The sequence below is a fragment of the Chryseobacterium sp. IHB B 17019 genome (genome assembly GCF_001456155.1).
In the GTDB taxonomy this organism is placed as follows: domain Bacteria; phylum Bacteroidota; class Bacteroidia; order Flavobacteriales; family Weeksellaceae; genus Chryseobacterium.
The window spans coordinates 1,473,178-1,485,545 of sequence record NZ_CP013293.1 but is presented as its reverse complement, the minus strand read 5'-3'; the positions used below and the strand labels follow the sequence as shown (position 1 = coordinate 1,485,545).

The 12,368-nt window shown below is 35.7% G+C and carries 13 protein-coding genes; 2 read left to right on the top strand and 11 right to left on the bottom strand.

Annotated elements, in window-relative coordinates:
* Nucleotides 1-14: 14 nt before the first annotated feature.
* The gene (locus tag ATE47_RS06725) at nt 15-413 is read left to right on the top strand and encodes a VOC family protein (RefSeq protein WP_062161242.1); all 399 of its coding nucleotides are present in this window, start codon (nt 15-17) and stop codon (nt 411-413) included.
* A gap of 390 nt (nt 414-803) precedes the next feature.
* Here the strand turns inward: ATE47_RS06725 and ATE47_RS06720 are convergent, their stop codons facing one another.
* The 3 genes from ATE47_RS06720 to ATE47_RS06710 all read right to left on the bottom strand — a co-directional run bounded on the left by ATE47_RS06720 (nt 804) and on the right by ATE47_RS06710 (nt 2,730).
* Nucleotides 804-1,172: a glyoxalase gene (locus tag ATE47_RS06720; protein ID WP_062161241.1), complete on the bottom strand. Its 369-nt coding sequence runs from the start codon at nt 1,170-1,172 to the stop codon at nt 804-806.
* Nucleotides 1,173-1,174: 2 nt separating this feature from the next.
* Nucleotides 1,175-1,609: a GNAT family N-acetyltransferase gene (locus ATE47_RS06715; RefSeq protein WP_062161240.1), complete on the bottom strand. Its 435-nt coding sequence runs from the start codon at nt 1,607-1,609 to the stop codon at nt 1,175-1,177.
* Between the two features lie 77 nt (nt 1,610-1,686).
* On the bottom strand, nt 1,687-2,730 hold the full coding sequence (locus tag ATE47_RS06710) for a M28 family metallopeptidase (protein ID WP_062161239.1): 1,044 nt from the start codon (nt 2,728-2,730) through the stop codon (nt 1,687-1,689).
* Nucleotides 2,731-2,818: 88 nt separating this feature from the next.
* Here ATE47_RS06710 and ATE47_RS06705 point away from each other — a divergent pair, with 88 nt between their 5' ends.
* Complete coding sequence (locus ATE47_RS06705; protein WP_062161238.1) at nt 2,819-3,958, top strand: aminotransferase class I/II-fold pyridoxal phosphate-dependent enzyme; 1,140 nt, start codon at nt 2,819-2,821, stop codon at nt 3,956-3,958.
* A 128-nt stretch (nt 3,959-4,086) separates the two neighbouring features.
* Here ATE47_RS06705 and ATE47_RS06700 read toward each other — a convergent pair whose 3' ends face one another.
* The 8 genes from ATE47_RS06700 to ATE47_RS06665 form a co-directional block, all read right to left on the bottom strand.
* On the bottom strand, nt 4,087-6,825 hold the full coding sequence (locus tag ATE47_RS06700; RefSeq protein ID WP_062161237.1) for a sodium-translocating pyrophosphatase: 2,739 nt from the start codon (nt 6,823-6,825) through the stop codon (nt 4,087-4,089).
* A 482-nt stretch (nt 6,826-7,307) separates the two neighbouring features.
* The gene (locus ATE47_RS06695) at nt 7,308-7,919 is read right to left on the bottom strand and encodes an inorganic pyrophosphatase (protein ID WP_062161236.1); all 612 of its coding nucleotides are present in this window, start codon (nt 7,917-7,919) and stop codon (nt 7,308-7,310) included.
* A 24-nt stretch (nt 7,920-7,943) separates the two neighbouring features.
* The gene (locus tag ATE47_RS06690; protein ID WP_062161235.1) at nt 7,944-8,456 is read right to left on the bottom strand and encodes a DUF7935 family protein; all 513 of its coding nucleotides are present in this window, start codon (nt 8,454-8,456) and stop codon (nt 7,944-7,946) included.
* Nucleotides 8,457-8,542: 86 nt separating this feature from the next.
* A complete protein-coding gene (locus ATE47_RS06685; RefSeq protein WP_062161234.1) occupies nt 8,543-9,409 on the bottom strand; it encodes a hypothetical protein in 867 nt (288 codons plus the stop codon).
* Nucleotides 9,406-10,083, bottom strand: a complete 678-nt coding sequence (radC, locus tag ATE47_RS06680) for a RadC family protein (RefSeq protein WP_062161233.1) — start codon at nt 10,081-10,083, stop codon at nt 9,406-9,408. The genes ATE47_RS06685 and radC overlap by 4 nt, the downstream gene beginning before the upstream one ends.
* Before the next feature lie 6 nt (nt 10,084-10,089).
* Nucleotides 10,090-10,854 (bottom strand): hypothetical protein, encoded by a 765-nt coding sequence (locus tag ATE47_RS06675; RefSeq protein ID WP_062161232.1) that lies wholly within the window; start codon nt 10,852-10,854, stop codon nt 10,090-10,092.
* A 6-nt stretch (nt 10,855-10,860) separates the two neighbouring features.
* On the bottom strand, nt 10,861-11,442 hold the full coding sequence (locus ATE47_RS06670; RefSeq protein WP_062161231.1) for a murein L,D-transpeptidase catalytic domain-containing protein: 582 nt from the start codon (nt 11,440-11,442) through the stop codon (nt 10,861-10,863).
* A gap of 12 nt (nt 11,443-11,454) precedes the next feature.
* A complete protein-coding gene (locus ATE47_RS06665; RefSeq protein WP_062161230.1) occupies nt 11,455-12,123 on the bottom strand; it encodes an ABC transporter ATP-binding protein in 669 nt (222 codons plus the stop codon).
* Nucleotides 12,124-12,368: the final 245 nt, after the last annotated feature.

Sequence of the window (12,368 nt, the reverse complement as noted above, 5' to 3'; positions counted from 1 at the left end):
ATAAAATATTCAATATGAAAACGAAACAAATCTGGGCAAATCTTGCAGTAAAAGATCTTGATGTGACAACGAAATTTTATATCGCATTAGGTTTTACATCCAACAATTCTATGAAATCTGATGAACTGACGAGCTTTTCTTTCGGAGAAAATAATTTTATCATTAACTTTTTCCTGAAAGATGTTCTCGAAACCAATACCAAAACGGAATTTTCTAATCTTCAGACCGGAAATGAAGTTATCTTCAGCTTCTCAGCCGAGAGTAAAGACGAGGTTGACCAATGGATGGCCATTATCATCAAAGCAGGTGGAAAAATTTTCGCCGATCCTTATGAAATTGGCGAAGGATATACTTTTGGATTCTCTGATCCGGATGGTCATAAATTCAATGTGCTGTATTGGCCGGGAATGTAAAAAATCTATATAAAAAAGGGAACTGAAAAGCTTCCTTTATTTATTTAACTGAACCGTAAGCTTTCGGTATTTATTAAAGAAAGTAAAAACAACAATCAGGATCAGGATTAAATAAATATTTTAATTAACATAAACCGAATTCATAAATAAAGAAAAAACCGACATAGATGCCGGTTATAAAAAACAAAATTGATATGGATATGATAAGATGTGTTTTTTAATGTGACAAATTTATATTTATTTAGAATTAATAAAAATAATATTCTAATGACATTTATCACCTTTTATGGAATTTATTAATCCAATTAAATCTTATCAATCATTTATTGTCTGTGAGCTGGTCCAATTTTTTAATAGTGCTATAATTCTGAATTACAATATCTGCTGTAATTATTTATCAAAAAACTCACCAAAATGCCACAAGATTCCGGAAGGATCGTGAACAAAACATTCTTTTCCCCAAGCCATTGTCCTGATTGGTATAAGTTTTACCCGGTCATATTTTTCTGTAAGATTTAAGCCTATAAGTTCCTGCCAGAATTCATCTACATTTTCTACCTCAATGAAAATCATGGTGTTATCAATCCAGTCTTTTACGTAAGCATCCTGGAGGTAGAAACCTGTTTTCTGCTTTTTAAATAAAGATAATTTGGGCTCTAGAATAATTTCTTCAAAACCTAAGTCCTTATAAAAATTACGGCTTACTTCGAAATTTTCAGCTCCGATGAATGGACGAATTGATTGTAAATTTTGTTTCATGATTACTTATTTTTCCAGTTATTGTAAGTCATTTCAAATTTTATTTCACTTTTTCCGTGTAGTCCGATTTCTTTCCAGCCGGTCTTCCGGTAAAAACTTTCGGCTCTTGTACGAGGAGAAGTTCCGAGCCAGACCTCTTGTCTTGTCCGTTCAAAATACCAATCAAGCATTATATTGTGAAGTTTTCTTCCAATCCCATTATTCTCGAAATCAGGATGTACGAACAAAGCCCAAATATTATTCTCCTTCATATCAACAATCGAAAACCCCACAATCTGTCCATCAGCTTCATACACCCAGCCTTTTCCTCTTTCAAATAAAAATTCTTCACAGTCTTTGTCTGTCACCAGATTTGGGTCAGACAGTGTGTTTTCTTTCACGGAATTCCTTACGATTTGTATCTGCGGAATATCTTCTAATCGGGCTTCACGGATCATTTTTAAAAGTATTTTAAAATAAAAAGGCAAACCGCTTATTTCGCCAATTTGCCTTTTATCCTTTATTAATTATATTATTATTTTTTATCAACGACAATTCTCGTTGGCATATTTGCTAATTCCCAGGCAGTTGCAAACACAAGCTGGGTTCTTTTTTCAAGCAGCTTATAGTCAATTTTTTCAACATCATCTGTCGGTTTGTGATAATCTTCGTGAATTCCGTCGAAGAAAAATGCTACCGGAACATTATTTTTTGCAAAATTGTAGTGGTCTGATCTGTAATACAATCTTTGAGGATCATTCGGATCGTCATAACTGTAGTTCAATTCAAGATTATTTGTTTTTTTATTGGCTGCTTCATTGATTACTTTTAATTGTGAGCTTAACATCTCAGAACCAATCACATAAACATATTGTTTTCCTCTGTTTTGTGGATCATCGCGGCCAATCATATCAATATTCAGGTCTGCAACCGTATTTGCCAACGGAAATACCGGATTATCAGTATAATATTCAGAACCGAATAAGCCGTGCTCCTCACCTGTCACATGAAGAAATAAAATTGATCTTTTCGGGCCTTTTCCTGCTTTCTTAGCACTCTGGAATGCTTTTGCAATTTCCATTACGGCAACCGTTCCGCTCCCATCGTCATCTGCACCGTTGTAAACAACACCTTTTTGTGTCCCGACATGATCATAATGCCCTGAAATAACAATAATTTCTTCCGGTTTTTCACTTCCTTCAATAAAAGCGAGAATATTTTCAGAATCAGGAAGGTTGCTTCCACCTCGCTGCTTCATATAATCCGCCGGAACTTTCTGATAATAAGATCCTAAAGCTTTAGGATAGGAAATTCCCAGGCTTTTATAATAGTTAACCATATATTCCCCAGCTTTTTTCTGTCCGGGACTTCCAGTATCTCTCCCTCCCATCTCATCGGAAGCAATTACATATAAGTTTTTCTTTAAGTCATCAGCTTTAATTTCCTTATATGCAGTAAGAAACGCTTTATCACCTTTTACATTTGAAGATTGATCGGTAGCGGCGTCAGCAGGAGTTTTTGCCGTTCCACAGCTCACCAGCATTACGATTGAAAATATTGGAATAAATAGTCTTTTCATTATAAAATAATTTGCTTAAAAATAACAAAATTTATTTAATGTTTAATGGATTGCTATTTTTCTTATATTTGAATTAAATGCAAAAAGGATGAACAATATTTACGGATTCAATCATTACTCATTTTTCACGGACATGTCTGAGTTGGCTTCAAAACACAAAAGTTTTGACCTGTCTCTCGGCTTGCCGGATTTTGATATTGATGTCCGTCTGAAACAGTATTTGAAAGAAGCTGCTGATCTTAATAACCATCAATATGAGCCACTTGCGGGAAATCCTTTATTGATAGAGAATGTGATTAAATTTAATCTTCAAAGAAAAAACTACATTAACATTCCAAAAAACGAAGTAACCATTGTTCCCTGTGCAACCTTTGCTTTATATACTTCCCTCAAATGTATTTTGAATCAGGGAGATGAAGTGATCGTAATTCAGCCTTCTTACTATACTTATGGACCATCAATTTTCCTAAACGGCGGGGTTCCTGTCTATTATGATCTTGATAATGATTTCACTGTAAATTGGGAAAAACTGCAAAATTGCATTTCAAAAAAAACAAAAGCGATTATTGTCAATTCCCCACAAAATCCTACAGGAAAAATCTGGTCAAAAGAGGATTGGAACCATTTATATGAAATAATAAAAGACCAGGAAATCTATCTGATTTCGGAAGAAATTTACGACACTTATTGTTATGACAGTGTTGAACATTACAGCTCGTTTCTCCATTCAGAACTTAAAAAAAGGACGTTTTGCATTTTTTCTTTCGGGAAAATGTTTCATACAACCGGCTGGAAAGTTGGTTATTTATTAGCATCAGAAGAGCTTACTGCAAAGTTCAGATGTCACCAGCAATATATTTCTTATAGTGCAAATTCGCCCTGTCAGTATGCTTTGGCAAAATATCTTGAAGTTTTTGAGCCTTCAAAAAATCAGGTTTTAATGCAGAAAAAGCGAGATATTTTTAATGAATTAATTAAAGAAACACCATTAATTGTCGAACAAAAAGCTGAGGGCGCGGTTTTTCAGATTGTCAATTTCAGGAATGTCTCAAAGACCATGACTGATGTAGAATTTTCAAAATGGCTGACTGTTGAGAAAAAAGTGGCCTGTCTTCCGCTTTCTGCTTTTTATAATTCGAAGCAGGATTCTGATTATGTTCGTTTTAGTTTTGCTAAAAATGATGATTTAATTATTGATGCTTTGGAACATTTGAGGAAAAATTTATAATTCATTTTTAATATAGAGTTTGTTATTCCGGGATCTCTGTGTCCATTTGTGAAAAATATTTGTGTGATTTGTATTTAAAAACAAAAAAGCACCGCAAAAGCAGTGCTTAATTATATTTTAAAATTGATTTAAAGCGCTAAAATCCTTACATCAATTCTTCTGTTTTTAGCTTTACATTCATCTGTATCATTTTCCGGACAAACAGGATATTGAGAGCCATATCCTTCCGCTTCTACCCGATCTCCCGCAATTCCTAGTTCCAATAATTTCAGTTTTGCAGTCTGTGCCCTTAAATTAGAGAGTTTTTGATTACTTTCCTCGTTTCCGGTATTATCAGTATAGCCTCCCAGTTTAATTTTTAAATCTGGATACGCAGTAAGAATTTCAACTAAATTTAATAACTGAACCTCTGAACCCGGTTTCAAATCACTGGAACCTGTTTGAAAATAAAGATTTTCGATAGTGTACCAGTTAGTAGGATCTAATACTTTCTGGTCTTTGGTTTTAACCGAATTATATAATTGAAACAATTGGCTGCCTTCACCAATGGAAATTTTCTTTCCGCCTTTTAATTCCACTTCCTGGATATTGCCTGTTTCATAAACAAAATCTCCGCTTTCATTCAAATGACCTTTGATTTCTTTTGGGCCTACAGGAATTATTCCGCTTTGAGAATTTGCCCCGGATACGGCATGTATTCCGGCAACTCCTGTTAAGGCTTCAATTTTTGCTTGTCTGTTAGCATCAATTTTATCTTTATGGATAACAGCTAAAGTAGGTGCTATTACCAATGAAACGATCGACATTAATTTAATCAAAATATTCATGGACGGTCCGGAAGTGTCCTTAAATGGATCTCCCACCGTATCTCCAGTGACTGAAGCTTTATGCGGCTCAGAACCTTTATAATAGGTCTGTCCGTTGATATCAACTCCTTTTTCGAAAGATTTTTTAGCGTTATCCCAAGCTCCACCTGCGTTGTTTTGGAACATTCCCATCAGAACCCCACAAACAGTAGCGCCGGCTAAGAATCCGCCTAACACTTCAGGCCCAAAGATGAACCCAATTAATAAAGGTGAAATAATAGCAATAGCGCCCGGAAGCATCATTTTTCTGATGGAAGCATCGGTAGAAATGGCCACACACTTTTCATATTCAGGCTGTGCCGTACCTTCCAGAATTCCCGGGATCTCGCGGAACTGTCTTCTTACTTCCTCTACCATTGCCATTGCCGCCTGTCCTACCGCCGTAATGGCCAGTGAAGAAAAGATAAACGGAATCATCCCTCCAACAAATAATCCAGCTAAAACATCAGCCCTGTAAATATCAATCCCGTCGATTCCTGCAATTCCCACGAAGGCCGCAAACAAAGCCAAAGCCGTTAACGCCGCCGAAGCAATAGCAAAACCTTTACCTGTGGCTGCTGTTGTATTCCCGACTGCATCAAGAATATCTGTTTTCTCACGAACTTCTTTTGGTAATTCGCTCATTTCGGCGATACCTCCTGCATTATCTGCAATCGGCCCGAAAGCGTCAATTGCCAGCTGCATAGCTGTTGTTGCCATCATTCCTGCTGCTGCAATAGCAACACCGTACAATCCGGCACATAAATAAGATCCGTAAATCCCGCCCGCCAAAACAATAATTGGAAGCAATGTGGATTCCATACCAACGGCAAGTCCGCCAATGATATTGGTTGCATGCCCTGTGGAAGACTGTCTTACGATACTTTTTACCGGCCTTTTACCCATCGCAGTATAATATTCTGTAATGATACTCATCAAAGTACCTACAACCAATCCCACCATGATGGCTCCGAAAACGCCCATTTTAGTGAATTCGTATCCTCTTAAAACCATTTTTTCCGGTAAAATATATGTTACCAGAAAATATGAAGCTATAGCTGTGATCACAATACTTCCCCAGTTTCCCAGGTTTAAAGCGTTCTGAACGCTTGAGGTTGAAGAATCTTCATTGTCATTAATTCTAACAAATAAAGTCCCTATCATCGAAAAAATAATTCCTGTTCCTGCAATAAGCATTGGTAAAAGTATCGGTGCAAAACCGCCGAAAGCATCTTCGGAAACGGTTTCCCTTCCTAAAACCATTGTTGCTAAAACTGTTGCAACATAAGAACCGAACAAATCCGCTCCCATTCCTGCAACGTCTCCCACATTGTCTCCCACGTTATCAGCGATTGTAGCTGGATTCCTTGGATCATCTTCAGGAATACCTGCTTCAACTTTTCCTACTAAATCGGCTCCAACATCCGCCGCTTTTGTATAAATTCCCCCACCAACTCTTGCGAAAAGTGCTATTGATTCTGCACCTAAGGAAAATCCTGTGAGAATTTCAATGGTTCTTTCCATTTCATGGGAATCCACCGGTGCATCCGGGGCGAAAATTTGTTTTATAATAATAAAAAGAGTCCCTAATCCTAAAACAGCCAATCCTGCAACTCCCATTCCCATTACCGAACCTCCTGTAAAAGAAACTTTAAGAGCTTTTGAAAGGGAAGTTTTTGCAGCCTGTGCAGTTCTTACATTCGCTTTTGTAGCGATTTTCATTCCGATAAAGCCGGCCAAGGCAGAGAATATTGCCCCTACCACAAAAGCAGCACCTATTGTCCAGTGCGAATTGGCATTGGTCATACCCATCACGGCTAAAAGAATGGCTACAATGACCACGAAATAGATTAAAACCTTGTACTCAGCTTTTAGAAAAGCCATTGCACCGTCAGCGATGTGTCCGCTGATAACTTTCATTTTTTCATCCCCGGCATCCTGTTTACTCACCCAGTTACTTTGAAGAAAAGTGTAGAGTAAAGCAACAACACCAAAGATTGGTACTAACGCAAATAGATCCATAGTTTAATATTTTTTTGGTAATAGAAATTTAAATATAATGAATAATTCTTATCATATTAATGAAAAATATTTATAACTATTTAAAAATTAATAGTTAAACGGTTAAGCGGAAATGATCTTAGTCTTAAAATTTGAGATTAATTTTATTGAATTATTATGTTGAATATTGTAATCACAGATTTACAGGTTTTGAACAGATTTTCTATAATTGATCCTTCGAGGTAAACTATTTACTGAATTATACTGCTAAAACATTGTGGGTAAAGACTGCCGTTCTACGGTGGCTGAGGCTCTCGAAGCCCCCAATCCTGCCATCCTAGCCCCGATTGCAGCATTTGTTTGAGCTCATTTTGTAATGTTTTGGCGCGGCGGCAAAACATTACAAAATAGCGAGTGCGGAAAGCGGGAAAAGCTCCTAAAAAACAAAAAAAGGATAAACGAAATTTCATTTATCCTTAATTTATTTTTCAATAAAGAGAATTTTATCCTCCGTATTTGTTTGCGTAATCTTCCTGAGAGGCTTTGATCACTTTTTTAGCGTGTTCAGCACCGTAAACCTCCTGGATTCTGCATTTTGCGGGCTCATCCGGCAAGTTTTTGTATGTTAAGAAGTAGTGCATTAATCGTTTCACTTCAGCTTCAGGCAATTCTGAAATATCTCTGAAATGTCCGAAAGCGTGATCACCGATCATTACGGCAACAATTTTATCGTCAGCTTCCCCTCCATCAATCATTTTGAAACCTCCGATTGGGATGGCTTCCATCAATAGACCACCTCCATGAATATTGTGAGAGCTTAAAACACAGATATCCAAAGGGTCATGATCTCCCATTGTAACGTCGTCCGCACCTCTTTCGATTGCTAAATTCATAACAGCATTGTCACAATATGTTCTTGGAACAAAACCGTAAAGGGAAGGAATAATATTTGAGAATTTCTGAGGTCTGTCAACCTTTAAAAATCCGGTTTCTTTATCTACTTCATATTTAATAGTATCTGAAGGAACGATCTCCACGAAAACATTTACAACATTCGGCGCATCTTCTCCTGCAGAAATTCCGTGCCATGGATGTGCTTTAAAATTTGGAATCATTATTTTTAAATTTTTATTTTTTTGTTAAGCTATTATTAAAATTTCTCTCCTTAAATCTTCTATTGTTGCAGAAATATAATCTTCACCATTGATGTAGTTCATGATGAAAATTGTTTTAAATTCTTCAAGGTTTGCATCACCTTTTAACCCTTCGTAGGTTGTATGAAGCAAATCGATGACAGCATTCTTTGAATCAACAATATTCTTCCAGGAATTTTTCGTTATATAAAGCTGTTGGGAAGAGTTGTATTCAAATTCTTCACTAATTACTTTTTCCGTAAGAAAGATAAATTCATGAACGGCCAGCTCTTTATCAAACCTTTGAACAATATTCGACGGTTTCATTCTTTCCAGAAACAGAACCATTCTTTCGTAAGACTGAGCCTTATTTTCAGAATTTGATTTTACGGTAAGCAACCTGATTTCCTGTTCTTTAAGTTTAATATAAGTAAACACAAATTGTCTGAGCAAAACCAAAAAAGGTATCGCAATGATCAATGCAAAAGCATAAGGTAAATATCCTGAAAAACTTGTCATAATTGAGGTAGCAAAATTACTAATATTTTCTGAATTTATCGCTGAAAAACACAGGATTGTGCAATAGCTGAAAACAATTAACTTTTTTAAGAGATTTTCTTTAAAATTTTATTTTCCAAGTGACAGTATTCTTGAAGTTCAGCCCCAAAGCTTTTGAAAAAAACTTCAATTCCGCGAATGTTGCTTCCCATAAAATTGAAACTTTTTTCATGGATATAAAGATGAAGGATTTTATCGATAAGAAAAGAAGGGCCATTTTCATTTTTGTAGGTTTCATCATTGATTAAAGCCAATAAAGAAAGCTGACCTTTTTCTGAAATAAGAATAGCCAAATTGATTAATTCTTCCCCAAGATAGGCTCCACAAAGTTGAAGGGCCTTAGTTTGATCAAGGAAACGGAGGTATTTGATAAATTTTTCAAAATCAGATTTTTTGGGAATGCCTTTATTGTTGTTTTCAATAAATTTCAATGAATCAGCATTTAATTCAATTTCTTTATAAATAAGATGCTGCGCGCATTTTGCCGTTGATTTTCTCCCCTTAAAATATTTTTTTCTTCTTAAAATTTCATAGTCTGAAATTGGAATTATATAATTTTTCTTTTTTTCAAGATTTTCGCTAAATGAATTATTTTGATTAAATGAATAAAAAAGCACCTGATATTTTTTCTTTAAATATTGCAATAACAGATTATTTATTTCAGGATTGTCTTTCCCTGAAAACACCCCTAATTGCTGGCAGAAAAGAGGCATTATTACAAAATTAATTCCTAGTTTTTTCCTCATCGGAACAGGCAGGACAGCTTCATAATCTCCATAGACAAGGGCTTCCCAGCTTCCCGACAGCTCGTCTAACACTTCTTTCTTCGCATACCAATTCCGTTGCTCAGAATTTTCTAAACATTCGGTGTACTTCTCAAAATCTATTTCATTGTATTTTAGTCTTCTAATCATAATAATCCGTCGTCTGCAAAACTAAAATATGAATCCTGTGTAATAATCAGATGATCTAAAAGCTGGATATTCAGCATATTTCCGGCTGCTTTTATTTGCTGTGTAATATCTATATCTTCCCTGCTCGGTTTTAAATTTCCCGATGGATGATTGTGGGCAATAATAATTGCCGTCGAGAAGTGATCCAAAGCAGTTTTAAATAGGACTCTCACATCGACAATTGACTGATTTATACCGCCCTGGGTCAACTGTGAGATATGAATCACTTTATTACTTTGGTTAAGGAAAATTGCCCAAAACTCTTCTGTCCGCAAATCGGATAAATGATTCCTGAAAATCTGATAGGCGGAATTACTGCTGGTAATAACGGGTTTTTCCGGAACTTCCTGCCCCATTCTCCTTCTTCCGATCTCCAGTGCTGTTGTGATAGAAATTGCTTTTACTTCACCAACACCTTTAAATTTCATCAGATCTTTAATTGAAAGTAAACTCAACTGATTCCAGCTATTGTCCACCGAAGCCAAAATTCTCCTTGCCAAATCAACGGCAGTCTCATCCCTGTTCCCGCTTCCCATAATGATAGCCAGTAATTCTGAATCGGAAAGTGAGCTTTTACCTTTCAGTAAAAACTTTTCACGAGGTCGGTCGTCTTCAGCAAGAAATTTTATGGACATAATTATTTATTCAAAACCTTTCATTTGTGGAGAAATTTTAAACGTTATTTCACCTGTTTCTTTCATCTTTAAGGACTTTTCTCCTGAAATTAACAATCCTGTTTTTCTATCCAGCACATAGGTGCCAATAATTTCGGCTTTATATTTATCCGAACTTCCATGATATCCCATTAATCCTCTGGAACTGATAGCAACAGACTGACTGTCTATTTTTTTAATAGAATAAGTAGTCTTCAATTCTACCGTTTTATCTATCGGGTTGGTTGTCGTTTCTTCCCAGGTAAGCTTTTCGATTAGCTTTCTTTCCGGCAGTGCAAATGGTAAAATATTATATTGTTCAATCAAAAATGGCTTAGCATCAATATTTTTGAATTTCGGTTTCTCGATAATTCGGCCGTAAGCATTTATTTTAAAAGAAAATTCTTTGTTTACTAAATTTTGTATATCATTTCCCAAATCAGAGCCAGCTTTACCGTTTTCACGGGTATCAATAGAAAAAGAATCACCTAAAATATTTTGGTTGGCGTTAACCCTTTTCAATTTTCCAGTCATATAATAGTCGCCATTTTTAGCAATTGAATCGACTTTATAGTTTACTACATTTACTTCGCTTAAAGTCGTTTGTGAGTTTGTAGCGGCATCTGTTTCATAGATTATTGATTGCTCAAAATCTTTTGGAAGGTTTAATTTGATATCTGCTACGGCGTAATTTTCCTTTTTACAGGAAACCAAAATCGCAGCAACAAAAAATGGCAATATAGTTTTTTTCATAATTAATTAATAAAAAGCATAAAGAATAATGGGTTGCTTAGAGCCATCAATATATTTTGCAGTTTGGTTAAATGAATTTTGAGAAAGCATCGGGCAGCCAAAGCTTAAACATGCGGGATCATCAGATTCTTGATCAGGAATGCAATGATAGGAATGAAGTACAATTGCTCTTGACCTTGCATTACTATTGGTTTCGTCTAAACCATCCAATCGATAGGCTTTCCCGAATTTGCCGGTGTAGCTTTCCCTGATTTCGTATTTCCCCAGTGATGATTGATGAGAGCCATCGGTATTGCTGAACTGTAAAATATCCGAATTTTTTACGGCCGATCCTTCACCATGAGCCACAACAGCTTTCTGTAATATTTTATCATTCTTCAAATCGTAAATAAAATACCTGTATTTTCCGGAATGTATTTTAAAATTGATGAAAACAGCCAAATCCTGATTATAATTTTTTCCTTTAATATAATTTTTGATTTCCAGAATTTTTGATTTCGGTAAATAATCAATCGTATTACTAACCTGAGATTCAACTTTTGAACAGGAAATAATTAAGAGGAATAAAAAAATAAAGTGTTTCATCATTTGCAAAGAAAATTAATCGATAATCATTCCGTCTTTCATTACTAATTTTCTGTCAGTGATTTCAGCAAGATTAGGATTGTGGGTTACAATCACGAAAGTCTGGTTGTATTTATCTCTTAAATCAAAGAATAATCTGTGCAGGTCATCAGCATTTTTTGAGTCCAGGTTCCCCGTTGGCTCATCCGCAAAAATAATTTTCGGTGAGTTGATTAAAGCTCTTGCCACCGCTACCCTTTGTGCTTCCCCACCAGACATCTGATTGGGCTTATGGTGTAGCCTCTGCTCAATTCTCAAATCTTCAAATAAAGCATAAGCCTTTTCCATGGCTTCTTTTTCGTTGGCTCCTGCAATTCTTGTAGGAAGCAAAACGTTTTCCAGAGCCGTAAACTCGGGAAGCAACTGGTGAAACTGAAATACAAAACCAATATTCTGATTTCTGAATTTAGAAAGCTGCTTGTCATTCATATTAATAAATGATTCTCCGGCAATGGTAATCTCCGTTTCATTTTTATGTGATGCAGTAGGCTGGTCCAAAGTTCCTAAAATCTGCAGAAGCGTGGATTTTCCTGCTCCGGACTCTCCAACGATAGAAACAACTTCGCCTACTTTAATATGAATATCAACACCTTTTAATACTTCTAAATTCCCATAAGATTTATGGATATTTCTTGCTCTAATCATGATTCAAAAATAGTGATTTGATTTTAAATATGGATAATTTTAGCGTGAATTGTGAAGGATGAATTTGGTTTGTTTAACAATATTTTTAAATTTGATTTTAAGCGCGGTGTCCGCAAAGATTTTTTGAAATGTTATCTGCATATTTTCCGGTTCGCAAGGGCGCTAACACTCAGCAAAGACAAAACAGGGCGATAAAAAAAACGCTTCCCAAATTTGAGAAGCGTTTTTAATATTTTAACAATTAG

What these genes read in the sequence shown, in the direction of transcription:
- ATE47_RS06690 (WP_062161235.1), bottom strand. Translation starts at nt 8,456, where the DNA reads ATGACAAGTTTTTCAGGATATTTACCTTATGCTTTTGCATTGATCATT.
- ATE47_RS06705 (WP_062161238.1), top strand. Translation starts at nt 2,819, where the DNA reads ATGAACAATATTTACGGATTCAATCATTACTCATTTTTCACGGACATG.
- ATE47_RS06670 (WP_062161231.1), bottom strand. Translation starts at nt 11,442, where the DNA reads ATGATGAAACACTTTATTTTTTTATTCCTCTTAATTATTTCCTGTTCA.
- radC (WP_062161233.1), bottom strand. Translation starts at nt 10,083, where the DNA reads ATGTCCATAAAATTTCTTGCTGAAGACGACCGACCTCGTGAAAAGTTT.
- ATE47_RS06685 (WP_062161234.1), bottom strand. Translation starts at nt 9,409, where the DNA reads ATGATTAGAAGACTAAAATACAATGAAATAGATTTTGAGAAGTACACC.
- ATE47_RS06675 (WP_062161232.1), bottom strand. Translation starts at nt 10,854, where the DNA reads ATGAAAAAAACTATATTGCCATTTTTTGTTGCTGCGATTTTGGTTTCC.
- ATE47_RS06725 (WP_062161242.1), top strand. Translation starts at nt 15, where the DNA reads ATGAAAACGAAACAAATCTGGGCAAATCTTGCAGTAAAAGATCTTGAT.
- ATE47_RS06715 (WP_062161240.1), bottom strand. Translation starts at nt 1,609, where the DNA reads ATGATCCGTGAAGCCCGATTAGAAGATATTCCGCAGATACAAATCGTA.
- ATE47_RS06710 (WP_062161239.1), bottom strand. Translation starts at nt 2,730, where the DNA reads ATGAAAAGACTATTTATTCCAATATTTTCAATCGTAATGCTGGTGAGC.
- ATE47_RS06665 (WP_062161230.1), bottom strand. Translation starts at nt 12,123, where the DNA reads ATGATTAGAGCAAGAAATATCCATAAATCTTATGGGAATTTAGAAGTA.
- ATE47_RS06695 (WP_062161236.1), bottom strand. Translation starts at nt 7,919, where the DNA reads ATGATTCCAAATTTTAAAGCACATCCATGGCACGGAATTTCTGCAGGA.
- ATE47_RS06700 (WP_062161237.1), bottom strand. Translation starts at nt 6,825, where the DNA reads ATGGATCTATTTGCGTTAGTACCAATCTTTGGTGTTGTTGCTTTACTC.
- ATE47_RS06720 (WP_062161241.1), bottom strand. Translation starts at nt 1,172, where the DNA reads ATGAAACAAAATTTACAATCAATTCGTCCATTCATCGGAGCTGAAAAT.